General features: G+C 69.4%; 22 protein-coding genes and 1 pseudogene. 10 read left to right on the forward strand and 13 right to left on the reverse strand.

The window, feature by feature from the left end; all coding sequences use genetic code 11:
- Positions 1 to 325: 325 nt before the first annotated feature.
- From ACGFY9_RS28020 to ACGFY9_RS28035, 4 genes are all read right to left on the reverse strand, one after another.
- Entirely contained in the window at positions 326 to 640 is a 315-nt protein-coding gene (locus tag ACGFY9_RS28020; RefSeq protein ID WP_393758605.1) for a DUF4387 domain-containing protein, read from the reverse strand.
- Between the two features lie 4 nt (positions 641 to 644).
- On the reverse strand, positions 645 to 2,006 hold the full coding sequence (locus ACGFY9_RS28025; protein WP_393758607.1) for an acyclic terpene utilization AtuA family protein: 1,362 nt from the start codon (positions 2,004 to 2,006) through the stop codon (positions 645 to 647).
- A gap of 50 nt (positions 2,007 to 2,056) precedes the next feature.
- Positions 2,057 to 3,343 carry an MFS transporter gene (locus tag ACGFY9_RS28030; protein WP_393758609.1) on the reverse strand — a complete coding sequence of 429 codons (1,287 nt, stop codon included), beginning with the start codon at positions 3,341 to 3,343 and terminating at the stop codon, positions 2,057 to 2,059.
- Positions 3,344 to 3,440: 97 nt separating this feature from the next.
- A complete protein-coding gene (locus ACGFY9_RS28035; protein ID WP_393758611.1) occupies positions 3,441 to 4,157 on the reverse strand; it encodes a GntR family transcriptional regulator in 717 nt (238 codons plus the stop codon).
- 325 nt (positions 4,158 to 4,482) lie between these two features.
- Between ACGFY9_RS28035 and ACGFY9_RS28040 the strand changes: the two genes are divergently transcribed.
- The gene (locus tag ACGFY9_RS28040) at positions 4,483 to 5,535 is read left to right on the forward strand and encodes an adenosine deaminase (RefSeq protein WP_393758613.1); all 1,053 of its coding nucleotides are present in this window, start codon (positions 4,483 to 4,485) and stop codon (positions 5,533 to 5,535) included.
- 56 nt (positions 5,536 to 5,591) lie between these two features.
- Here the strand turns inward: ACGFY9_RS28040 and ACGFY9_RS28045 are convergent, their stop codons facing one another.
- A complete protein-coding gene (locus ACGFY9_RS28045; protein WP_393758614.1) occupies positions 5,592 to 6,386 on the reverse strand; it encodes an SDR family NAD(P)-dependent oxidoreductase in 795 nt (264 codons plus the stop codon).
- A 55-nt stretch (positions 6,387 to 6,441) separates the two neighbouring features.
- Here ACGFY9_RS28045 and ACGFY9_RS28050 point away from each other — a divergent pair, with 55 nt between their 5' ends.
- A complete protein-coding gene (locus tag ACGFY9_RS28050) occupies positions 6,442 to 6,933 on the forward strand; it encodes a MarR family winged helix-turn-helix transcriptional regulator (protein ID WP_393758616.1) in 492 nt (163 codons plus the stop codon).
- Between the two features lie 193 nt (positions 6,934 to 7,126).
- On the opposite strand, the gene ACGFY9_RS28055 is transcribed toward ACGFY9_RS28050, so the two are convergent.
- The 4 genes from ACGFY9_RS28055 to ACGFY9_RS28070 all read right to left on the reverse strand — a co-directional run bounded on the left by ACGFY9_RS28055 (position 7,127) and on the right by ACGFY9_RS28070 (position 9,873).
- The gene (locus tag ACGFY9_RS28055) at positions 7,127 to 7,909 is read right to left on the reverse strand and encodes an SDR family NAD(P)-dependent oxidoreductase (protein ID WP_393758618.1); all 783 of its coding nucleotides are present in this window, start codon (positions 7,907 to 7,909) and stop codon (positions 7,127 to 7,129) included.
- Between the two features lie 66 nt (positions 7,910 to 7,975).
- Positions 7,976 to 8,509 carry a DinB family protein gene (locus ACGFY9_RS28060; RefSeq protein WP_393758620.1) on the reverse strand — a complete coding sequence of 178 codons (534 nt, stop codon included), beginning with the start codon at positions 8,507 to 8,509 and terminating at the stop codon, positions 7,976 to 7,978.
- Between the two features lie 55 nt (positions 8,510 to 8,564).
- Entirely contained in the window at positions 8,565 to 8,846 is a 282-nt protein-coding gene (locus ACGFY9_RS28065; protein ID WP_393758622.1) for a hypothetical protein, read from the reverse strand.
- Positions 8,847 to 8,985: 139 nt separating this feature from the next.
- Positions 8,986 to 9,873: a LysR family transcriptional regulator gene (locus ACGFY9_RS28070; protein ID WP_393758624.1), complete on the reverse strand. Its 888-nt coding sequence runs from the start codon at positions 9,871 to 9,873 to the stop codon at positions 8,986 to 8,988.
- 124 nt (positions 9,874 to 9,997) lie between these two features.
- Here ACGFY9_RS28070 and ACGFY9_RS28075 point away from each other — a divergent pair, with 124 nt between their 5' ends.
- From ACGFY9_RS28075 to ACGFY9_RS28085, 3 genes and pseudogenes are all read left to right on the forward strand, one after another.
- Positions 9,998 to 11,026, forward strand: a complete 1,029-nt coding sequence (locus tag ACGFY9_RS28075; RefSeq protein WP_393758625.1) for an alcohol dehydrogenase catalytic domain-containing protein — start codon at positions 9,998 to 10,000, stop codon at positions 11,024 to 11,026.
- A 146-nt stretch (positions 11,027 to 11,172) separates the two neighbouring features.
- The gene (locus ACGFY9_RS28080; RefSeq protein WP_393758627.1) at positions 11,173 to 12,255 is read left to right on the forward strand and encodes a flavin monoamine oxidase family protein; all 1,083 of its coding nucleotides are present in this window, start codon (positions 11,173 to 11,175) and stop codon (positions 12,253 to 12,255) included.
- A 373-nt stretch (positions 12,256 to 12,628) separates the two neighbouring features.
- Positions 12,629 to 13,586: pseudogene (locus ACGFY9_RS28085) on the forward strand (aminotransferase class I/II-fold pyridoxal phosphate-dependent enzyme); the annotation flags it as partial.
- Positions 13,587 to 13,613: 27 nt separating this feature from the next.
- On the opposite strand, the gene ACGFY9_RS28090 reads toward ACGFY9_RS28085, so the two are convergent.
- Both ACGFY9_RS28090 and ACGFY9_RS28095 read right to left on the reverse strand, forming a co-directional pair.
- Complete coding sequence (locus ACGFY9_RS28090) at positions 13,614 to 14,120, reverse strand: MarR family winged helix-turn-helix transcriptional regulator (RefSeq protein ID WP_393758629.1); 507 nt, start codon at positions 14,118 to 14,120, stop codon at positions 13,614 to 13,616.
- 31 nt (positions 14,121 to 14,151) lie between these two features.
- Positions 14,152 to 14,628 carry a hypothetical protein gene (locus ACGFY9_RS28095; RefSeq protein ID WP_393758631.1) on the reverse strand — a complete coding sequence of 159 codons (477 nt, stop codon included), beginning with the start codon at positions 14,626 to 14,628 and terminating at the stop codon, positions 14,152 to 14,154.
- A gap of 137 nt (positions 14,629 to 14,765) precedes the next feature.
- Here ACGFY9_RS28095 and ACGFY9_RS28100 point away from each other — a divergent pair, with 137 nt between their 5' ends.
- Both ACGFY9_RS28100 and ACGFY9_RS28105 read left to right on the forward strand, forming a co-directional pair.
- Positions 14,766 to 15,320, forward strand: a complete 555-nt coding sequence (locus ACGFY9_RS28100; RefSeq protein ID WP_393758633.1) for a VOC family protein — start codon at positions 14,766 to 14,768, stop codon at positions 15,318 to 15,320.
- Between the two features lie 86 nt (positions 15,321 to 15,406).
- Positions 15,407 to 16,996, forward strand: a complete 1,590-nt coding sequence (locus tag ACGFY9_RS28105; protein WP_393758635.1) for an FAD-dependent oxidoreductase — start codon at positions 15,407 to 15,409, stop codon at positions 16,994 to 16,996.
- 63 nt (positions 16,997 to 17,059) lie between these two features.
- On the opposite strand, the gene ACGFY9_RS28110 is transcribed toward ACGFY9_RS28105, so the two are convergent.
- Positions 17,060 to 18,043, reverse strand: a complete 984-nt coding sequence (locus ACGFY9_RS28110) for an NAD(P)/FAD-dependent oxidoreductase (protein ID WP_393758637.1) — start codon at positions 18,041 to 18,043, stop codon at positions 17,060 to 17,062.
- A 249-nt stretch (positions 18,044 to 18,292) separates the two neighbouring features.
- On the opposite strand from ACGFY9_RS28110, the gene ACGFY9_RS28115 reads away from it, so the two are divergent.
- Together ACGFY9_RS28115 and ACGFY9_RS28120 are read left to right on the forward strand one after the other, a co-directional pair.
- Complete coding sequence (locus tag ACGFY9_RS28115) at positions 18,293 to 18,613, forward strand: ferredoxin (RefSeq protein WP_393758639.1); 321 nt, start codon at positions 18,293 to 18,295, stop codon at positions 18,611 to 18,613.
- Positions 18,614 to 18,671: 58 nt separating this feature from the next.
- Positions 18,672 to 20,099: an SRPBCC family protein gene (locus ACGFY9_RS28120; RefSeq protein ID WP_393758641.1), complete on the forward strand. Its 1,428-nt coding sequence runs from the start codon at positions 18,672 to 18,674 to the stop codon at positions 20,097 to 20,099.
- A 56-nt stretch (positions 20,100 to 20,155) separates the two neighbouring features.
- Here the strand turns inward: ACGFY9_RS28120 and ACGFY9_RS28125 are convergent, their stop codons facing one another.
- Positions 20,156 to 20,626 (reverse strand): cupin domain-containing protein, encoded by a 471-nt coding sequence (locus ACGFY9_RS28125; protein ID WP_393758643.1) that lies wholly within the window; start codon positions 20,624 to 20,626, stop codon positions 20,156 to 20,158.
- A 99-nt stretch (positions 20,627 to 20,725) separates the two neighbouring features.
- On the opposite strand from ACGFY9_RS28125, the gene ACGFY9_RS28130 reads away from it, so the two are divergent.
- Positions 20,726 to 21,193, forward strand: coding sequence for a hypothetical protein (locus tag ACGFY9_RS28130; RefSeq protein WP_393758645.1), 468 nt, complete (start codon positions 20,726 to 20,728; stop codon positions 21,191 to 21,193).
- The last annotated feature ends 325 nt before the right edge of the window (positions 21,194 to 21,518 follow it).

Genomic DNA, 21,518 nt, shown 5'->3' on the forward strand with positions numbered 1-21,518 from the left:
CGTCCGGCCGAGAGCATGCGGCTCCACCGTGCAGCAACAGAACCACTCGCGGCGTCTGCCTTCATCGCCGCCTATTCGGCTGGGTAGTTGGGGCGAATCTCGGCGACCGTGCGCACCGCACGCCCGCGAAGCTCGGCAGGGCAGGGGGACTGACGTGCCATAACTCGATCCTCTCAGGGAATCGAGCCTCCATCAGACCTGGAGTGCTTCACCGGTGCCTCCGGTGCAGATTGGCGGGGCGGTTTCTTGGACCACGAGGGTGCCCCGTGCGTGCCCAGTGTTCCTGTCAAGTGGCTGAGTTCAATGCCGGCGACGGCTCCGTCTGTCAGGCCGGGGCAATTTTCATGTCCATGAGCGGGGCGTACTGCTGGCCGGCGTAGCAGTCGGTGTCGTGGAGGTCGCCCTGGACGGTGGGGCGGGAGAGGGAGACCTTGACGGCGAGGGCCAGGGGGTGGTTCACGACGAGGATCTTCTCGGGGTCGGTGTCGTAGAGCGTGGCGAAAAGATCCGCATCGAGGAAGCCGGTGGCGACGAGGGCGTCGTAAGCGGCTTGGTCGTGGCACATGAAGTCGAAGGTCAGCGTGAACGGGCCGGCGTTCTTGGAGCGGACCAGGGAGCAGTAGTCGAGCAGGGTGGCCATGGGGTTACAGCTCCTCGGTGGTGGTGCGGAACAGTTCGGTGGGCGTGACGCTGGTGGCGACGTGGTTGAGGGTGAAGCGGTACAGGGCGCCGCGGTCCATCTCGGGTGGTGAGTAGGGGTAGGCGAGGGTGGAGACCAGGCCGTCGTACTCGGGGATGGGCAGGTGGCTGCTGGCGTGGGCGACGAACGTGGCGATGGCGTGGGCGGTTTCCCGGTCGGGTGCGGTGATGGTGATCAGGACGCCGAGTTCGCGGGGCGTGAGCGGGCCGGGCTCGCTGCCGGCGAGGACTGCTCCCGCGCCGTAGAGGCGGTAGTCGATGTCGACGTCGGCCGGGTCGACGCTGCCGCGGAAGACATCGGTGATCTTGGCGTCGAAGTACTGCTTGGCCATGGGCAGGAGCTTGGGCAGAGCGTCGATGACGACGCGGTCGCGGACCCCGCCGAAGATGACGGTCTGGTAGCCGACGAGTTCGGCGCCTTCGAGCTTGTTCGTGTAGCCGTCTGCCGGAATGTAGTGGGCGCCGCGTACGCGGACGGTCTGCTCGTCGATGGCCTCGTAGGTGGCGTCGGTGGTGTCCAGGGTGCCGGAGGGTTCGGCGATGTGGAACGGGTCGGCGTTCTCGTACAGGGTGTGCGCGGCGACCGAGCGGGGGGTGAGGCGGCTGCCGGTGGCGAGGGTGGTGACGTCGAAGTGGTCGTCGCGCAGGGTGGCGAGGAGTCCGTTCGCGGAGGGTGGGATGGCGCAGGCGGCGCCGCATTCGATGGTCTTGGCCAGGTGCCAGGTCAGTCCGGGGTCGGCGCCCTTGAGGTGCGGGAGGGCGGCGAAGAGTGCGGTGTCGCTGGCGCGGCCGGCGAGGATGACGTCGCAGCCGGATCGGAGGGCTTCCTGGAGGGGTTCGACGCCCATCATCGCGACGGTGTGGCTGCGGGCGAACAGGTCTCGGTCGATCTCCGGGGCGTTGGCCAGTGGCCGGATGCGGTCGGCGTCGTAGAGGTTCTGGAGGCGGTCTGCGCTCTGGTCGGAGTAGATCAGGCCGAGCTTGAAGTGGAGGTTCTCCTCGGCCGCGATGGTGCGGGCGAGGCCGGCGACCCAGTCGACGCCGACGTCGCGGCCGGAGGTTCCGCAGGAGCCGATGATCAGCGGTACGCCGAGTTCGTGGCGGGCTGTGAGGAGCAGGCGCAGGTCGCGGGTGACGGCCTGGGCGGACAGCTTCGGGGTGCCGGAGCCGAGGGCGGCCGGGCCCGAGTCGGTGGAGCCGGCGTCGCAGGCGATCACGTCCGGTCGCGCGGCGACGCCGCGTCGGAAGGCGTCGGCGTCGAATCCGGCGCCGAGGGCGCCGGTGGGCGCCAGGATGCGGATTTCCATGGGGTGGTGCCTCTCAGGGGTGTGTGCAAGAGGGTAGAAATGGCGAAGCGTCAGGCCGTCGTGCTGTGGGGGATGCTGCGGGCCATGCGGGTGAAGACGGCGAAGGTGACGGCGGCGAAGACGGCGGCGTTCAGGAGCATGTAGCGCCAGCTGGTGAGGTCGATCGAAGTACCGAGGATCGCCGGGCCGAGGGCCATTCCGGAGGCCGAGGCGATCGTGTAGAGGGCGGTGTAGGTGCCGAGGACCTTCTGGGCCGGGGCCAGGTTCCACAGGGCGACGAGCGCGTTGACCGCGAACGAGGCGTACCCGAGGGAGGACAGGACCATCGAGACGATCGTGCCGGGCACGTTCGGCATCGCGAAGCCGGCGAGGAGTCCGGCGATGAACAGGGCGACGCCGTGGCGCATGGCGCGCAACTGCCCGAGCCGGTTGGAGAGGTAGGCGATCGGCAGAACGCAGATGAGGAAGGCGACGGCGCCTGGCAGAGCGAGACCCCCTGCATCACCGCGGGTCAGGCCGAGGACCTGGGTGCCGTAGGGGGTCATGAGTGAGCGGAGCGCGGACCACATGCCGGCGAAGCAGAAGATGCCGATCATCAGTAGCAGCGTGGGGCTGGACGGGGAGCGCAGCGCGTCCTTGAGCACGGCCCGCGGAGAGGTGAACTCCTGCGACTGGTCGGCGTGTTCCTGGGGCAGGACGGCGTCGCGGTGGTGGCGCCCGAGGAATGCCCAGGACAGGCCGAGCATGATCAGCATCAGGGCCGGGGGGATGGCGAAGGCGAGGTGGAGGCTGTGGTCGACGACGAGGAGGCTGATCAGGGAGGAGACGACGATGGTCAGGCTGACGCCGGCCTTGATGAAGCCCTGGGCCTTGCTGCGGTTGCCGGGCGTGACGTAGTCGGAGATGAGGGTTTCGGTGACGCCCTTGAAGGCGTTGGCGATCGCCGCGAAGCCGACCACGCACACCATCAGGGCGGGCAGGCTCGTCGCCCAGGGGATGAGGGCGAACGGCACCGTCGCTAGGGCCGCGCCGAGCAGGACGATGGGCCACCGGCCGGTGCGGCGGCGGGCGAGCTTGTCGGAGTAGAACCCGACCGCGGGCTGGGTGAAGATGCCCCAGGAGTGGTCCAGGCCCATGATCAGACCGATCACGCCCGCGGAGCTGAAGTAGTGCCGCAGCTGCTCGGGGACTTGGGCGTCGTAGAAGTTCCACACCGCCTCCTGGGCGAAGACGGCCAGCGTCACCCACAGCACCGCGCTGCGGTTCATCGGACCCGCGGGGGCGGGGCGGTGCGGTGTCGTGGCCGCGCCGGGCGCGGGCGGGGAGGTGGGCACCATGACGGCTCCTTGCTACATGCTATAGCAACAGGGGGAAATCTGTCCGCCGGGCGCATCCCAACGCCATGGGCGGGCAGACGGTTCGATCGCGGAAGGGTCAGCCGCCGGCGAGCTGGTCGAGCGCGGCGCGGTGGTGCAGTGCGGCGAGTTCCTCGGCGCGGTCCTCGTCCCGTTCGAGAAGGGCGTCCAGGAGCTGGCGGTGCTCGTGGTAGCGGGCACGGAAGGTGTCGGCGCGCTCGGGCACGAGTTGCATCGTCAGGTCGAGTCGTTCTTCGTCACTGAAAGCCCGGGCCTGGTTCAGCAGGCCCTCCAGGACAGGATTGGCGACGCACGCCTCGACCTGGTGATGGAAGAGGCGCAGCTTCTGGAAGACGGCCGTGAGCCGGTCGGCGACATCGGCTTCCGGGCCCTGTTCCGAGACGGTCCGCTCGATGTCGGCGACGATCTGGTCGGACTCGGTGAGGAGGGAGACCAGGCCGGTGAGCTGCTCGGCGGTGGCGTTGCGGGCAGCCAGCCGGGCCATGAGCGCGGAGAGGCGGACCTCTGCCTCGACGATTTCGGAGCGGGCCGCCGAGGAGTGGTCCGCGATCCGCAGTGCACGCGGGCCGACTCGTTCGACGACCCGCTCGTGCACCAGCTGGCGCAACGCCTCACGGATCGGGGTGGGACTCACCCCGAGGCGGCCGGCCAGGTCACGTTCGGTGATCTTCTCGCCCGGCCGCAGGACGCCCTCACGGATCGCGTTGCGCAGCCGCTGGTAAGCCTGGTCGGCCAGCGACATGGTCTCCATCGGACCGAGGGCTTCAGTGCTCATGCCGACAGAGTGACTCCTGCTATAGCAAACAGTCAATGCCAGGGGTGGAATGGAAATGGTCGGCCAAGCCTCGTGGTGCGCGCCTCTTCGCCCGGCTGAGCGGCTGGCGGCTGTCCGCCGGCGACAGGTGCTGGTTATGACGTGATTCAGTGTGATCCTCTACCGGCCGCAACACTCATTGCCTAACTTTGCGGCCCAGGAACCTTGGCGACAGCCGATCCGAACGGGCTCGCCGCCGGAGCCGTCCGGGATGTCGATGACATCGTCACGGCCGGGCTCCTCCGGCCCGCAGCCCGCCAACCCTGAGCAGAAAGGCCTCCTCCTCGTGAGCAGCGCCGAATCCGCGCACGCCCCCGGTGCACCGGACACTCCAGACGCCGAAACGCTGCGCTTCTGCCGGGAACTGCCGAAGGTCGAACTGCACGTCCACCTTGAGGGGTGCCTCGAACCCGAACTCCTCATGACCCTGGCCCGACGCAACGACGTCGCCGTGCCCTGGAAGACCGCTGAACAGCTCCGCGCCGCGTACCGCTTCGAGGACCTCTCCTCGTTCCTCGACCTGTACTTCGCCGGCTGCCGGGTGCTCAGCACCCGGCAGGACTTCTACGACCTCACGACCGCCTACCTGGAGCGCGCCCACGCGGACGGCGTCGTGCACTCCGAGATCTTCTTCGGCCCGCAGAGTTTCACCGACCGCGGCATCGCGACAAGTGCCGTCCTGGGCGGCGTACTTGACGCGATCACCGACACGGGCGAGCGCTCCGGGATCAGCGCCTCCCTGCTGGTGAGCGCGCACCGCCATCGCAGCGAGAAGGATGCCTTCGAGCTGCTGGACAGCGTTCTCCCCTGGGCCGAGAGGATCGGCGGATTCGGCATGGGAGGCGCGGAGAACGGCAACCCGCCGGAGAAGTTCACCCGCTACTTCGCGGAACTGCGACGGCAGGGCTTCAAGACCTCCATCCACGCCGGCGAGGAGGGCCCCGCCGAGTACGTACGCCAGGCGTTCGAACTCCTCCAGGTGGACCGCATCGACCACGGCATCGCGGTTCTCGGCGACGAGGCACTGGTCCGTGACATCGCCGCCGCCCAAACGCCGCTCACCGTGTGCCCCACCTCGAACGCGAGGCTGAAAGTCGTACCGTCCCTCGCCGCCCATCCGCTGCCGGACATGCTCTCGGCGGGCCTCAACGTCTCGCTGCACTCGGACGATCCCGCCTACTTCGAGAGCTATTTGAGCCACACGTACGCGTCGAGCGCCGCACACCTCAGCCTCGACCGGACCACCCTCTTCTCCTTGGCCCGCAACGCGATCCGATCCACCTTCCTGCCCCCGACCGGCCAACAGGCACTCCTCGACCGCCTGGAAGCGACAGCGTAACCGGCAGGATCGAGGGACATCCTCGACGGCTGAATCCCCCAACTGCTCGGCCACAGTTAGCTGTTGACCGGCTCCACTGTGCCGTCGGGCCGGTAGAGCGGCACGGCGAAGCGGGTGGACGCGGCGTCGAACGTGCGGTGTTCGGCGGCGAGCCGGTCGGTGAAGGCGGGCTGTGCGGTCGGGCCGAATCCGACCTCGGGCAGCTTGCCGTCCAGGAGGGGGAAGACGGTGTCGCAGAACTCCTCCGGGTCGGCGCCATGGGTGTGGCCGGGGCCGGCGAGTGCGGTGGCCACAGCCGGGGGGATCAGCTCCACCACCCGACACGGCGTCGCCCGCAGTACGTGGCGCAGGTTCATGGTGTAGCTGTGCAGTGCGGCCTTGGCCGCGCTGTACAACGGAGCGAAGGGCTGCGGAATGTAGGCCCCGCCCGAGGTGACGTTCACCAGCACGCTGGGGCGCCCGTGCCGCAGCATGTGCGGCAGGAGCAGCCGGCCCAGGTGGACGGGGCCGGCGAGCAGGATGTCGATTTCGTTCTGGGCCTCGGCCCACGGGGCGCGGTCCTCCGCGATGCCTACCCGCCGCTGGATCCCGGCATTGTTGATCACTACGTCGAGTTCCGGCATGGCGTGCGTGACGTGGTCGGCCAGTCGTTGCCGGTCCTGGGGGCTGCCGATGTCGTTGGCGAAGGTCTCGATTCCGGGCAGCTGCCCGGCGACTGAGGCGAGCCGCCCGGGATCACGGCCGGTGATCATGACGCGGTGACCTGCTTGGAGATACCGCGCGGCCAGACCGAGACCGATGCCCGAGCTTCCGCCGGTGACGAGGACTGAGTACGCCGTTGCTGTTGTCATGTAAACAGCATGCACCTCGGGTGTTTACATGGCAACACGAGGCTATGGTGGACGCATGACACGGCCACTCGATGACGGTGAGACAGCGCGGTGGATCGCTTGGAAGCAGGCCAATGAGGCCGTCTCCGCGGCGGTCGCGCAGGAGATCCAGACGGCCGCAGGGCTGTCCGTGGCGGACTTCTCGGTCCTGTCCAGGGTGGTGGAGAACGGCGACGGCCGCATGGCCCAGCAGGAACTGGTCACCATGCTCGGCTGGCAGCGGGCCCGGCTCTCCCGCCAGCTGTCCCGCATGACCGACCGGGAACTCCTCGAACGCGAGGCCGCGCCGGCCGGGCGGCGTTTCGTCACGGCCACCGACGCCGGCCGCTCCGCGCTGGCCGCCGCCCGGCCGGCCCATGCACGGGCCGTCCGGCGCGCGCTGCTCGGCCTCGCCACGGCACCGGACCACGACGCCTTCTGGAGCGTCATCCAGGACATCGCCCAGACGGCCCGGCATCAGGACCGCCAGGTCTTCCCGCACGTACGGGGCGGCAATTCGCCGCAGTGACCGGGGCGCGGAAATCCTCGGTGGCACGGACGGCCACGGCGCCGACGCGCACGGCCACCGTGGTGGCCATACATGCGTACCGGCTCTGCGCGCCTTCGTGCGCGCGAGCGTCTCCAGCACGTTGGCCGCTTCCAGGGCTGCCGTGTTCGGCGGCTCGTTCGCCGCCCGGGTTCCAAATGGGGTGCGGGGTCGGTCAGTTGCGGCCGGCCATGACGCCGCCGTCGATGTCCCAGATTGCGCCGGTGACCCAGTCGGTCTGGTCGGACAGGAGGAAGGCGACGGTGGCGGCGACGTCCTCGGGGGTGCCGGTGCGACCGAGGGGGTGGAAGGCGTTGAAGCCATCGAGCGCGGAGTCCAGGTCCGACTTCGGGATGAACTCCTCGTAGATCGGAGTACGGACCACGGCCGGGGCGACCGCGTTGACCCGGATGCCGTTGCCGGCGAGCTCCATCGCCAGGTGCTGGGTGAGTGAGTGCAGGCCGGCCTTGGCCATCGAGTACGCCGAGGACGGGGTGGCGGCGACGGCCTGGTGGGCCCACATGGAACCGACGTTGACGACCGCACCCTTCGCGCCGTGCTCGATCATGTTGCCGGTGACGGTCTGGGTGAGGAAGAAGAACGCTCGGTTGATGGCCTGGTAGCGGTCGTAGTCGTCGCCGGTGTGCTCCAGGAAGGGCTTGGGGGCGAAGACGCCTGCGGCGTTGACCAGGAGGGTGGCGTCCGCGTGGTCCTCGGTGAGGTGGGTGCGCAGGGCGTCGACGGCCGCGGGGTCGGCGAGGTCGGCGGCCAGGCCGACAACCTTGCCGTGGGCGGACAGTTCGGCCACGGCCTGGTCGGCGCTCATCTGGGTGCGGCCCGTGACGACGGCGGTGCCGCCGCCCTCGGTCACGCGTCGGGCGATGGCCTGGCCCATGCCGCTGGTGCCGCCGATGACGATGGCCTTCTTGCCGGAGAAGTCGAGGATGGTGCTGGACATGCGGTGCTCCTAGGTGGGGGTCCTGACGCGGCGAGGGGGACGGGGCGTCCGGGGCGATGTTCTGGGTCAGGCGTAGGGGTTGCAGACGAGATAGCCATCGACGCGGCTGAGCCGGTCCGATGCAGGGTCGGGCGGGAGCGCGTGGCCGAGGTTGTCGGCGCGGACTTCGCTGATCCACTGGTCGTGCTGGTACTCGTGGTTGATCAGCGCGGTCAGCAAGTGCGTGGCGACGACGGCCAGTTGGCCGGGAGCGCTGACCTGCCCGGTGGCGATGGCGCCGATGCGGGCGTGGACGCGTTCGGCAACGGTCTCGCGGAAGGCGGTGAGCCGCTCGACGGTGGGCAGGGCGCCGCGGAACTGCTCCGGATTGGCCGAGTCCATCAGACCGTCCAGTTCGGGGTCGGGGCTGGGCTCGGCGGCGGTGAGGTTGCGGACCATGAAGTGGGCGACGTGGGCTTGGTGACCCAGGTGCCAGCCGATGGCGCTGGAGTTCTCGTGCGGGCGCCAGGTCACCTCATCCGGGGTGAGGTCGCGCCACAGATCGTCGGTGTAGACGCGGGCCCGGTCGTACTCACGTAGCAGTGCGTGTACTTCGTGCATGACTCCGGTCTCCTTCAGGGAGGGCGGCCGCGGTCGGCGGACCGCCCTGCTGGTCTCAGACGGTGTCGTAGACACGCACGTCGGGGGCTGCCTCCAGGAGTGGGGCCAGGCCGCCGACCACATCGCGGGTGAACAGCTCGTTGTCCAGGTACGCCTCGGCGTCGGCCGGAGTCGTGAAGCCGTGGAGGACCTGCACGTCCTCGTCGCGCACCAGGAGTTGCTTGCTGGTCGCGCCGGGGGCGGTTTCCAGGAACGGCTGCTTGTACTTCTCGTACACGCCTGCGGCGGCGACGCGGTTGGCCTGGGCCACCTGTAGCGTGATCTGGAGATATGCCATGGTTATGCCCTTCTTCCTCAGCGGGTGCTGTTTGACGCGGCGGAAACCGCGTCGTATCTGCGAAGGTAGGCAGGCAGCGAGGGATCCGGTAGAGGATCTTGGCGAATCAAGACATAAGCACTCTGAATGCAGGTCGGGGTCAGCGGGCGGCCGCGAGCGCGTCGGCTAGGCGGAGCAGGTCGCCCGCCAGCGGGGCCTCGGCGCTCCACACCGCCTCGAAGGAGATCTGCACTTCGCGGCCCTGGTCCCACAGCGGCCGGTGGGGCACGTCGGGTGAGGTGAGCTTGGAGCGGGGGACCATGGCCGAGCCCAGGCCGAGCTTGGTCCAGTCCTCCAGAACCTGGTAGCTGGCGGCTTCCCCGGCGTAGGTGTTCAGCGGCATCTCGTGGGCCTGGAAGAGCTGGGTGGTGAAGGTGGTCAGGCCGCAGGTGTCCGGCACCAGGATGAACGGCTCCTGGCCGACGTCTTCGAGTTCGAGCGGCGCGTCCCCGTCGGCCTCGGGGGTGACGACGACGACCGGCTCCACGTCGATCACCCGGTGCTCGAAGCGCGGCATCGCGGCCACGGCCGGGATCAGGATGATGTCGAGCTGACCGTCTTGCAGGCATTCCCGCAGGTCCTGCATGTTCGCCTCGCGCAGTACGAGATCGCGGGGCACGGGAAGCTCGCGCACCATGGTGAACGCCCGGGCGACCAGCGGGGAGGCGATCAAGGGCGAGACCCCCATGCGGATCTTCTGCTCGCCGGGTTCGGTCAGCCGCTTGGCCTCTGCGGCGACCGCGTCCAGCGCGGACACGGCCCGTTCGATCAGCGGAAGGATCCGGGTGCCGAACGCCGTCTGGGTCACGCCGCGCGGCGACCGGTCGAACAGCCGCTCGCCGAGGCGTTCCTCCAGCTTGGCGATGCCGTTGGACAGGGCGGGCTGGGTGACGCCGTAGGCCCGGGCGGCGGCGCTGAACGACTTGGTCTCGGCGACCGCCTGCGCGTACCGGAGGCCTTCGGGATTCAGGCGATCGATCATAGCCATGGCTTATGACTCCATTCAGCAATGTCCTCTACCAGGCTTTCCTGCCTGTATCTACGGTAGAGCTCTGGCCGATCCAGCATAAACACCAGCTATATGCAGCGGCCTGCTCGAAGGGATGGCCGCCATGTCAGACACCAGCGTGATGATGGTCGTGACCGAGCCCGAGGGGCCTCTTCACTCCTCCGTGGCCCAGACGACAGCGCCGACCAGAAAGCAGGTGCGGGTGTCCGTCGTGGCGAGCGGCGTGTGCAACGCCGACCTCGGCACGGCCGCCGCCAGGGGCGAGGGCACCGCCTTCCCGGTGACTCCGGGGCACGAGGTCGCCGGTGTCATCGCCGAGGTGGGAGTGGAGGTCGAGGGGTTCTCGGTCGGGGACCGGGTGGCCGTCGGCTGGTTCGGCGGCAGCTGCGGCCACTGCGCGTACTGCCGGGCGGGCGACGTCGTGCACTGCTCCGAGCGCAAGATCCCCGGCCTGTCCTACCCGGGCGGCTGGGCCCAGAGCATCACCGTGCCCGCCGACGCGCTCGCCCGCATCCCCGACGCACTCGACTTCTTCGACGCGGCCCCGTTCGGCTGCGCGGGCGTGACCACCTTCAACGCCGTACGCAAGGCCGGCATCCGCGCCGGCGGACGCGTCGCCGTGTTCGGCCTCGGCGGGCTCGGCCACCTCGCCGTCCAGTTCGCCTCCCGGCTCGGTTACGAGACGATCGCCATCGCCCGGGGCACAGAGCGCGATAAACTCGCCCGCGACCTCGGCGCGCACCATTACATCGACGGTCAGGCCCAGGCACCCGGAACCGCCCTGAAGGAACTCGGCGGCGCCGACCTCATCGTCTACACCGCCTCCACCACCACCCCCGCCGACGAACTCCTCACAGGACTGAAGGCGCACGGGCAGCTCACCCTCGTCGGCGTCGACGCGGGAACCGTGACGATTCCGGCGGCCCGGCTCGTCATGAACGGCCACACCGTCACCGGGCACCTCACCGGAAGCCCCCGCGAGACCGAGCAGGCGATGGCATTCGCCGTCACCAACGATGTACGGCCGATGATCGAGCGCATGCCGGTGGAGCAGGCCGGCGAGGCCGTGGCCCGGCTGCGTTCGGGAGCCCCCCGCTTCCGCATCGTCCTCGACCCGGCCGACGCCGCCTGACCGCCCTCCACCGCCCGGCCCCCTGACGCTGCCGTGAGGCGAGGCGGCCCTCGCCACACCGTGGTGCCGCCGGCTCAGAAAACCCGGACAGGCGACTCCGGGACACCGCCAGGGTCAGACCGACCCGAGCAGACCTGGAGTCACACATGTCCCCCCACAACAACCACGATGTGATCGTGATCGGCGCTGGCGCCTCCGGGCTCACTGCGGCCACGACCCTGCACGCCGCCGGGCACAAGGTCGTTGTCCTGGAAGCCCGCGACCGTATCGGCGGGCGCCTCCTCTCCGCACCCCACACATCCCTGGACTTGGGAGCCACCTGGTTCTGGGACAACGAGGACCGCGTAGCGTCCTTGGCCGCACACAGCGGCGTCACCGTCTTCGACCAGCACCTCGCCGGCGACACCGTCCTCCAGGAAGCCACCGGGACGCGCCGCCTGACCGGCAACCTGATCGACGCACCCTCCCGCCGTTTCGCGTCCGGCTCCCAGTCCCTGGCAGACGCCCTCGCAGCCACGCTGCCCACCGGCACCCTGCGCCTGAATACCCCCGTCACTGCCATCCACCCAGCCGGGAAGAGTGGCCTCGACGTACGCACCGATCACGGAACCCTGCACGCCGAGCACGTCGTGCTGGCCCTGCCCCCGGCTCTGGCCCTGGAACGCATCGACTTCACCGACGCCCTCCCCGACGGCCTCGTACGCCTGGCCCGCTCCACCCCCGTCTGGATGGGCACCGTCGCCAAGGTCGTCGCCCACTACCCCACCGCCTTCTGGCGGGAACAGGGCCTGGCCGGCGCGGCGTTCAGCAGGATTGGACCGCTGCAGGAAATACACGACATGTCCGGGCCCGACGCTGAGCCCGCCGCGCTCTTAGGCTTCGCCCACGCCCGCACCGTCCGCCCGGGATTCGACCAGGCCGCAACCGACCAGCTCGCCCAGCTCTTCGGCCCGGCCGCCGCCACCCCCACCACCCTGTACATACAGAACTGGAGCACCGAACGGTGGACCGCCCCGTCCACCGTTCACCGGCTCGCCGACTACTCGCTCTTCGGTCACGCTCTCTACCAGCAGCCGGCACTGGGCGGCCGACTGCACTGGGCGTCGACCGAGACGGCCACCGAGTACGCCGGACACATCGAGGGCGCCCTCGCCGCAGCAGAGCGCGCGGCACACTCCGTCCAGGCAACCGCCGCCGACGCAGCTCCCACGCCTGCCTTCAGCTGCTAGGGATCCCGTCATGGAGCAGTATTTTGAGGCTCCGGGCGGCACCTCAGCTTCCGCTGTGGACGGTGCTTCTCAGTTGGGTGGAGACCTGGCGGGCGTAGCCGCCAGTTCGAGCGGCCCGTGACGGGTTCAGACGGAACCGCTTCGCCCTGGCGCACGCCGCGAACGAGGGCTGCGCGATCTCGGCTCGACGGCAGTCCTCGCGCTCGGGGCCCAGCGTGGTGCCCTCGGCCGACACAGGCAGGCCGCCTGATCGCGACCTCGCCTCGCGAGGAAATGCCACGGATTTGAGACTGATCAAGCGGGACAAGGCCGTGAGACAGCCGAGAACGCCCAGATCACTCAAGATCACCATGTCGCGAGTGGCGAGACCCTACAGCTGGCCGAGCCCGGCAACACCTGCACCCGCGTCCACAACCCCACCCAGGACGTCTTCGAACAGCGCGTCGCCGCCCTCGAAGGCGGAGTCGCCGCGGTGGCCCTCGCCTCCGGGCAGGCCGCCGACACCTCGCCATCCTGACCCTGGCGTCGGCGGGCGACCACCTCGTCTCCAGTACGTCCCTGTACGGCGGCACGTACAACCTCTTCCGGCACACGCTGCCGAAGTTCGGCATCGAGGTGTCGTTCGTCGACGACCCCGACGACCTGGAGGCGTGGCGGGCCGCCGTCCGCCCGAACACGAAGGCCCTGTTCGCCGAGACGCTCGGCAATCCGCGCGGCAACGTCCTCGACGTGCGAGGGGTCGCCGATGTCGCGCACGCGGCAGGGGTGCCGCTGATCGTCGACAACACGGTGCCGACCTCGTTCCTCCTGCGGCCGATCGAGCACGGCGCCGACATCGTCGTCCACTCGGCGACGAAGTTCCTCGGCAGGCACGGCACCACGATCGGCGGTGTCGTGGTCGACGGCGGCACCTTCGACTTCGGCGCGCACACCGACCGATTCCCCGACTTCAGCGAGCCGGACCCGAGTTGCCACGGCCTGCGTTACTGGCCGGCACTCGGCCCGGGCGCCTTCGCCATCAAGCTGCGCGTGCAGTTGCTGCGTGACCGTTTCGACGCGGGCAGCTATGTCATCCTCTCCGAGGCCATGAACAGCCACGACATCGGCCGCGACCGCGGGGGCACACGCGCGGCGCTGCGCCGGGTGACCGCCGGACCCTGGTCGCCGGTGTCGACTCCGACCGGCTCTATCCGCCGTACCAGCAGGCCGAGTTGGCGGCGGGGATCCCGGCCGCGGACCGGCTCCGGGTGATCGAGTCGCCGTACGGCCACGACGGGTTCCTGATCGAGACGGAGCAGGTGGCCGCGCTCATACGCGAACTCGTCGGCTAGCGGGGCGAGTTCAGGTTCGCCCGCGCCCTACCGCCGACGCCACGGCAGCGCCTCCTGGTCGTCCCCGGCGGCCTCCTCGCGATGGAGCGCCGCGTTGATCGCCTCGCCGATCTCCGCGAACTGGCGTACCTGTTCGGGTGTGAGCGCGTCGAAGACCGCGCGGCGTACGGCCTCGACGTGGCCGGGGGCCGCGCGTTCCAGGAACTCGCGTCCCTGTGCTGTGAGTTCGGCAAGTTGGCTGCGCCGGTTCTCGGGGTCCTCGTGGCGGTCGAGGTATCCGGCTTCCTGGAGGCGGGTCACGGCGTGGGTCAGCCGGCTGCGGGTGATCTTGAGGCGCTCGGCCAGTTCCGACATGGTCAGCCTGCCCTGCGGAATCGAGGAGAGGTGGGCGAGCAGAATGTAGTCGGAGTGCGTCATCCCCGCGTCGCGCCGCAGCTGACGGTTCAGGTGGTCGGAGAGGAGGGTGGAGAACTCGACGTAGGCGAGCCAGGCCCGCATCTCCTCGGCATCCAGCCAGCGTGGCGTCGTCGTCATGGTCGCACTGTAGCCGCTGTCGTTTGAACCTTCACACCGTCCGGCCGGGCGTGCTCGCGCTGATCCAGTCGGTGACCTGCCGCACGTACTCCCGGTATCCGGAGCGCGCGGCGGAGACGACCGCGGCGACCTCCTCGGGCTCCGCGTCCAGACACAGCTGCACCAGGACGTGGTGCGGTCCGTCCGCCGGCGCGAGGGCGGCCGCCAGTTCGGCGTCGATCAGCCCGGCCCGCTCGGCCGCGCCCAACGAGGCGGTGGGTGTCCGCGGCGGCGCCTCGCCCAACACCCCTTCGGCGACATGGCGGTTGATGGCGGAGGCGAGGTCGTTCAGGAGGGCCAGGACGCGCTCGACGGCCAGCCCGGTGCCCGGGTCGTTCGCCAGCCGCGCGCCGTCCAGCCGTCCGAGCGAGTCGAGTTGTACGACCGACTTGCGCATCGTGATCAGCCGGTGCTCGATCGCTGCCCGGTCCACGCTCCCCGGCGCCGTCCCCGCACTCGATGTGGTCAACGCCGCATCGTGCCACTCCCCAGCCGCGCCCACGCGGCCGATTCCGTCTGGTGGGACATGCGATGGACGACCGCGGAGGGCGGCGGGACAGTCGTTCCCCGTGGCCGATCGGGCCGATCAGAACAAGGGGGTGCCGAGTGCGATCGTTGAGTGACCTCTTCCGCAACTTCATGCAGCTCGGATACGTGACCGACGACATCGACGCCGCGGCCGCGTTCCTGGAGTCGAGGCTGGGGACGGTCGAGTGCGTCAAGCACTTCAAGTCGTCGCTCGGCGGCGGTCTGCCGCCCGCCGGTGCCGACGACCCGCGCGGCACCTTCGTCGTGGTGGACGGGGTGCCCGCCGACGAGTGGGTCATCGATGTCGCCCTGGTCAACGCCGGTCCGACCAACCTGGAGATCATCCGCCCGGTCGGCGGCAAGGTCGATCTCTATCGCGGGGCCGTCAGGCCCGGGGCGCCGGCGACGCTGCATCATCTGGGCTTCCGTGTCGACGACTTCGACGAGGCGTCCGCGATCGTCGCCGCGAGCGGCAGGTCGTGGAAGCAGTACGGGGACAGTGGCGCCATCCGGTTCGGGTACCTCGACATGACGGCCGAGCTGGGGCACTTCGTCGAGGTCATGGAGCTCGACGAGGAGGCCGCCCAGGGGTTCGCGCACCTTGAGGCGGCGTCGAACGCGATCCGTGACTGAGTGCACTGTTCTCTTGCGGCACGGCCCGCGTCCACAGGAGCCGGCCGGGTCCGTCCGATGCTCGACACTTCACGAGAGGGGCCGTCATGAGCGGCGAAGGCACTGCTGATTCCTACGATGTCATCGTCGTCGGCTCGGGCGCGGGGCTGGTCGGCGCGTACGCCGCGGCCTCCCGTGGGCTGCGCACGCTGGTGATCGAGAAGACGGAGTACGTCGGCGGGACCACGGCCTATTCGGGCGCCGGGATCTGGCTGCCCGGCAACGCGGCCGAGCAGCGGGCCGGCGTCGAGGACGGCCCCGACGTCGCCCGCCCCTACCTCGACGCGATCGTCGGTGACGACTCGCCAGCCGCACTGCGGGAGGCCTTCCTGCAGGTGGGGTCCACCCTGATCGACGAGTTGGAGAAGAACCCGCGGTTCGGCCGGTTCTTCTGGCAGGGCGTGCCCGACTACTTCGCCGGCCGTCCCGGGAGTCTGCCCCAGGGCCGCACGATCTTCCCCGAGAACCTCGACCGGTCCGAACTCGGCGACCTGGAGCCGCTGGTGCGCAGGCCGCTGTGGACGGAGCGCTGGGGAGTGGAGGTCCCGCAGGAGATGATCGGCGGGCAGGCCCTCATCGGCCGCGCCCTTCTCGCGTTCATGGAGACCGGCAACGGAACCGTGCGCACGAACACCGCGCTGGAGCGCCTGATTGTCGAGGACGGTGCGGTCGTCGGGGTCGAGGCCCTGAGCGAGGGCGAGCCGGTGACCTTCCGTGCCGGGCGGGGCGTCCTGCTCGCCGCCGGCGGTTACGAGCGGAACGGCGCGCTGCGTGAACGCTTCCAGCCCGGGGTCACCGACGAGTGGACTCAGGGCTGCGAGGGCAACACCGGCGACGCCCTCACCGCGGGCATCGACATCGGCGCCGCGACCGACCTGCTCGACGAGTCGTGGTTCGCGCCGGGCCTCGTCGTACCCGGCACCCGTCCGGTGTTCTACACGTCGGTGTGGAGCGGCATCTGGGTCAACGCCGCCGGACAGCGCTACCTCAACGAACGTCTCCCCTACGACCGTGCCGGCCACGAGATGCTCAGGGCACACAGGTCCTCGCACGTGTCGCACCTGCCCACGCACTGGGTGTTCGACCAGCGCCAGATCGACAACAGACGGGCGTTCGCCGGGCTGCCGGTCGCGCCGCAGGTGCCCGGCTGGTTCGACGTCGAGAAGTTCCTCGCCGCCGGTGTGCTGAAGCGGGCCGAAACGCTGGAGGAACTGGCGGAGCTGATCGGCCTGCCCGCGGGTGTGCTCACCAAGAGCGTCGAGCAGTTCAACGGGTACGCCCGAGGCGGCAAGGACGAGCAGTTCGGCCGCGGTGAGGATCCCTGGGACCTGATGATCACGCACATGGCGGGGGCCCACACCGACGGGCCCAACCCCTGCCTGGGCGTGATCGACGAACCGCCGTTCTATGCGGCCACGATCGTGCTGTCCGACCTGGGGACCAAGGGGGGCCTGAAGACGGATGAGCACGCGCGCGTGCTGCGGCCCGACGGTTCGGTGATCCCCGGTCTGTACGCGTCGGGGAACACGATGGCGCCGATGTCCGGCCGGATCTACCCGGGCGCGGGCGGTCCCGTGGGTTCGTCGATGGCGTTCTCCTACATCGCCGCCGTCGACATGGCCGACGAGAGCCGCTAGGCCAGGTCCCGGTCCTCCTCGACCCCCTCTCGGAGAATGGCTCTTCGAGAGGGAGTCGGGCGTTCAGGCGGACTCGGTCGAGTGACCGGGGAACAGGGACAGCGCGGGGTCCAGGGCGACGGCCGCGTTGTTGACCGCGGTCGCCACCTCCCCGAAGCCGACGGACATCAGACGCACCTTGCCGGGGTAGGCGGTGATGTCGCCGGCGGCGTAGACCCGGTCGACCGTCGTACGCATCCGGGTGTCGACGACGATCGTGCGCCGCTCCAGTTCGACGCCCCAGTCGGCGAGTGGTCCGAGGTTGCTGATGAAGCCGAGGGCGGCCACGACCGCGTCCACCTTCAGCACCCGGGCCTCCTCCTCCCCGTCGACCCGCAGGTGCGCCTGGCGCAGCAGGTCGTCGCCGGCGAGGGTCTCCACCTGGGCGTTGGTGACGATGTCGACTCCGCAGGCGTGCAGTTCGCGCACGCTCGCCGCGTGAGCCCGGAACGCGCCGCGCCGGTGCACGAGGATCACCGAGCGGGCGATCGGGTGCAGGGCGAGGGCCCAGTCGACCGCGCTGTCGCCGCCGCCGACGGCGAGGACGTCACGGTCGGCGTGTTCGGCCGGGTCCGGGACGAAGTAGCTCAGCCCACGCCCGAGGAACTCCTCCCCCGCCGGGAGGGTGCGCGGGGTGAACGTGCCGATCCCGGCGGTCAGTACGACCGCTCCGGCGTCGACGGTGGTGCCGTCGGAGAGGGTGACCTGGGGGCGTCCGTCAGGTGTGTGGGCGAGGTCGACGGCCTGACGGCCGAGGAGGTAGGCCGGGTCGAACGCGTCGGCCTGGTCCTTGAGGGCGGTGACGACGTCGCGGCCCCGGGTGCCGGGGACGGCGGCGATGTCGCGGATCTCCTTCTCCGGGTAGAGCGCGGTGATCTGGCCGCCGCACTGCGGCAACGCGTCGACCAGGACGGTCCGCAGTCCGCGGAAGCCCGCGCAGTAGGCGCCGTAGAGCCCGATCGGGCCGGCGCCGACGATGAGGATGTCTGTGGTCACGGTCTCGGCCACGGGCCGGCCTCCTGGGGAGAGTGGACGGGGCGCACTGCGGCGCCGTGGCGTGCGGATGGCGGTACGGCGACGGGCACGACGGACGGGAACCCAGCTCGGCGGGACGGTCGGCCGGCTGAGTGTAGGACGGCTCCGAGCAGGGACGTCCGCGCTGGTCCCGGCTGATGGGACGGCCGGTGGACGGCCCGGGACGCCGCGTGGAGAGTCGTTTCACCGCCACCGCGACGACGCGTCGACGGACGGACGGCGATGACGCACGACTTTCCGTGGACGAGGAGGGCGAGGCTCGTGAGCGATGAGGTGCGGGTGTGGATCGATCAGAAACTGTGCACGGGTGACGGTCTGTGCACCCAGTACGCCCCCGACGTCTTCGAGTTCGGCGGCGACGGACTGGCCTACGTCAAGAACGCCGCCGACGGGGAACTGCTGACGCCCGAGGGCGCGCAGGCCGATGTGGCGGAGCGGCTGCGTCTCGATGTGATCGACGCCGCCGACGAGTGCCCGGGCAACTGCATCCACGTGGTGCGGCGCGCCGACGGGACCGAAGTCGCCAGCCCCGACGCCGGCTGACGTCCCCGTGCGGCCGCCTTGAGCCGTACACGTATGTCGAGTGGAGGAGTGGTGATCGGTGTCTGCAGTGGTTGAGCCCCGAGTGGACCGTCGGGTTCCGTGGTTCGAGGGCGATGTGCCCGCCGAGAAGGTCCCGGAGAAGTACCGGCTGTCCCGTGCGTTCGTGCCCAAGGGCCGTTATCTGGATGCCGAGTTCCTCAAGCTGGAACTGGAGAAGGTGTTCACGCGGGCGTGGTTGCTGGCCTGCCGCCTTGAGGAACTGCCGGGCGTGGGATGTTTCGTCGAGTACGAGATCGGTGGTCATTCGATCCTGATCGTGCGGGAGGGCAGGGACTCGATCCGCGCCTACTTCAACGCGTGCCGGCATCGCGGTACACGGCTGGCGCGGGGCCGGGGCCGGGTCGGCTCGCTCATCTGCCCCTTCCACGGCTGGCGTTGGAACCTGGACGGTTCGATCAGGCTGGTGCTCGACCGTGAGGAGTTCGTGCCGCGTTCCGACGACGACCTGGGCCTGGTCCAGGTACGGGCGGAGCAGTGGGGCGGGTTCGTGTTCATCAACATGGACCCCGACGCGAAACCCCTCCTCGAATACCTCGACCCGATCCCGCGGATCTTCGCGCCGTTCCAGTTCGAGAACATGCGCTACCGGTGGCACAAGAGCGTGCTGCTGCCGTGCAACTGGAAGACCGCGCTGGACGGATTCCTTGAGGCCTATCACGTGGCGGGGACGCATCCGCAGCTCTATCGCTTCGACAAGTCGAACACGAACATCGCCTCGATGAAGGAACTCGAGAACCGGATGTGGGCGCCCACGACCGTGTACGAGCGGCACGCCCACTATTCGAGCGTCGGCCCGAAGAAGAAGGACACCGCCAAGGACCCGGCCAACCGGGGCACGGGGGGCGTGACCGACGAACGGCTCAGCGTGGCGCTGAGCGTGCAGTACATCGCCGACGACATGCGCGGCCTGGAGAACGAGCGGAGCTGGCGGGCCGCCGAGGCGCTGAAGACGGCGGAGGTGCCGGAGGGGATGACCGCCGGCCAGTACTACCTCCAGCTGTACAAGGAGTTGTCGCTCGCCGAGGGCTACGACTGGCCGGACATCACGCCCCAGCAGTGGGCCGAGGCCGGTACGGCGTGGAACGTGTTCCCGAACACGATCCTGCTGCCCAACCAGGGTTCGGTCTTCGGCTACCGGGCGCGGCCGAACGGCCTGGACCCGGACAGCTGCCTGTTCGAGATCTTCAGCCTGGACCAGATCCCCGTCGCCGACTACGACAAGAAGCGGGACTTCCAGCCCCAGTTCTTCGAGGACTTCCGTGAGGCCGACCTCGGCGAGATCTTCACGCAGGACCTGATGAACGCCAGGGAGGTGACCGTGGGCATGCACTCTCCCAGCTTCGACGGGCACCGGCTGAGCGAGGAGCAGGAGATGACCGTCTACAACCACCACCGGGTCGCCGACCGGTTCCTGTGGACCGACTGACCCGTCCGATCCGTGGTCCCGGCCTCCAGGGGCCGGGACACGATCGTGTCGAGGACCTACCGCCTGACCCAGCCGACGTCGTGCCAGTACGTCTCCAGCTCCCGCACCGGCTTGGGCCAGGTCTCGATGTACGTGACTCCCTCGGGTCCCGCCGTCATCGTGTACGGCGTGCCGGCCCGGCTGAGGAAGACGTCCCCCGGCCCCATCCGCACGGTCTGCGGCTCGCCCGCCTCGTAGTGCTCGATGCTGTACTCGCCGGCGAGGACGAACAGCATCTCGTCGACGTTGTGGTGGTGCCGGGGCACCGTGAAGTCCGGGCGTACGCGCAGCGGGTTGCGGTTGAAGTGCGGTACGTCGATGGGTTTGGTGGTCACCCACATCGCCCCGTCGAACGTCGCCGCGAAGTCCACGGGTGCGTCCCGCAGCAGGCCGCCGTCGTTCCAGAAGTACTGGGGATGGCCCTGCTGCTCCAGGCCCATCGGAACCCAGTCCGCGTCTTCCACCAGATCACCGAATGTAAGAGTCACGCGGCGACCGTATGCACGGCCGGACATCGTGTCGCCGAGAGGTTCCGCTCATCGGGATTCACGCATGACACGTCCCACCCGGGTCCCCAGTATCGGGGCATGGGAATCGAGTTCTTCAATCTGCTGTCGGACGAGGGCTGGATCGAGCTGCCGGTCGACCAGTCCGCTCCCACGTATCTGTGGCACGAGGGCGGTCTCCTGGCCGATGCGCCGGTCGACATGGAGCAGACCTTCAAAGGGAACATGTGGTGGTCGACGAAGGTGGACCCGTCGTTCAATCTGAACGGCCTGCGGTGCGCGCCGGACTTCGCGGTCCCCCGCCACCATCACAACCTCGATGAGTTGATCATCGTCTTCGGTGGCGCGTTCCATGTCGCCTGGGGCGAGGACGGGGAAGAGGGCAGTCGGACCATCGGTCCTGGCGAGTTCTGGATCAGCAAGGCCGGAACTCCCTATCTCATGACAGCCGGGCCGGAGGGCGTCACCTACATCGAGACCTGGCCCGAGCCGATGGAGAACCTTGAGACGTACTGGCACGACGCGGGCTGGGTCCATCGCGACCACTGACCGGGCCGCCTCTACATTTCGGCCCCTCATTCCAGGCGCGATGCCGAATGGGGGGCCGATCGCATGGACGGATCCGGCACGCCATTCCAGGGTGGCGCAATTACGTATACTCTTCTCTCTTGCGGGCTGCTGCTTCCTGCTTCCTGGGATCGGCTGCCCCTCTCCCTTCGTCGGAGCAGGTCCGTCTCGTCGCCGGTCGTGAAGTCCTCGGCAAGCCCTCGGCACGCCGGCCGGCTTGGTCTGCCGCGGCGCCCGGCCCTCGTGCCGCCCCTGCGAGATTCGGCATCTCGCCACGAAAACGCTCTCCATGCGAGCCGTGCGGGTA

Source organism: Streptomyces sp. NPDC048504 (assembly GCF_043200035.1).
Classification (GTDB): Bacteria; Actinomycetota; Actinomycetes; order Streptomycetales; family Streptomycetaceae; genus Streptomyces.

Bases quoted from the DNA above. Each gene is read 5' to 3' on its own strand.
- ACGFY9_RS28020 (WP_393758605.1), bottom strand. From the start codon at position 640: ATGGCCACCCTGCTCGACTACTGCTCCCTGGTCCGCTCCAAGAACGCC.
- ACGFY9_RS28025 (WP_393758607.1), bottom strand. From the start codon at position 2,006: ATGGAAATCCGCATCCTGGCGCCCACCGGCGCCCTCGGCGCCGGATTC.
- ACGFY9_RS28030 (WP_393758609.1), bottom strand. From the start codon at position 3,343: ATGGTGCCCACCTCCCCGCCCGCGCCCGGCGCGGCCACGACACCGCAC.
- ACGFY9_RS28035 (WP_393758611.1), bottom strand. From the start codon at position 4,157: ATGAGCACTGAAGCCCTCGGTCCGATGGAGACCATGTCGCTGGCCGAC.
- ACGFY9_RS28045 (WP_393758614.1), bottom strand. From the start codon at position 6,386: ATGACAACAGCAACGGCGTACTCAGTCCTCGTCACCGGCGGAAGCTCG.
- ACGFY9_RS28050 (WP_393758616.1), top strand. From the start codon at position 6,442: ATGACACGGCCACTCGATGACGGTGAGACAGCGCGGTGGATCGCTTGG.
- ACGFY9_RS28055 (WP_393758618.1), bottom strand. From the start codon at position 7,909: ATGTCCAGCACCATCCTCGACTTCTCCGGCAAGAAGGCCATCGTCATC.
- ACGFY9_RS28060 (WP_393758620.1), bottom strand. From the start codon at position 8,509: ATGCACGAAGTACACGCACTGCTACGTGAGTACGACCGGGCCCGCGTC.
- ACGFY9_RS28065 (WP_393758622.1), bottom strand. From the start codon at position 8,846: ATGGCATATCTCCAGATCACGCTACAGGTGGCCCAGGCCAACCGCGTC.
- ACGFY9_RS28070 (WP_393758624.1), bottom strand. From the start codon at position 9,873: ATGGCTATGATCGATCGCCTGAATCCCGAAGGCCTCCGGTACGCGCAG.
- ACGFY9_RS28075 (WP_393758625.1), top strand. From the start codon at position 9,998: ATGTCAGACACCAGCGTGATGATGGTCGTGACCGAGCCCGAGGGGCCT.
- ACGFY9_RS28080 (WP_393758627.1), top strand. From the start codon at position 11,173: ATGTCCCCCCACAACAACCACGATGTGATCGTGATCGGCGCTGGCGCC.
- ACGFY9_RS28090 (WP_393758629.1), bottom strand. From the start codon at position 14,120: ATGACGACGACGCCACGCTGGCTGGATGCCGAGGAGATGCGGGCCTGG.
- ACGFY9_RS28105 (WP_393758635.1), top strand. From the start codon at position 15,407: ATGAGCGGCGAAGGCACTGCTGATTCCTACGATGTCATCGTCGTCGGC.
- ACGFY9_RS28115 (WP_393758639.1), top strand. From the start codon at position 18,293: ATGACGCACGACTTTCCGTGGACGAGGAGGGCGAGGCTCGTGAGCGAT.
- ACGFY9_RS28130 (WP_393758645.1), top strand. From the start codon at position 20,726: ATGGGAATCGAGTTCTTCAATCTGCTGTCGGACGAGGGCTGGATCGAG.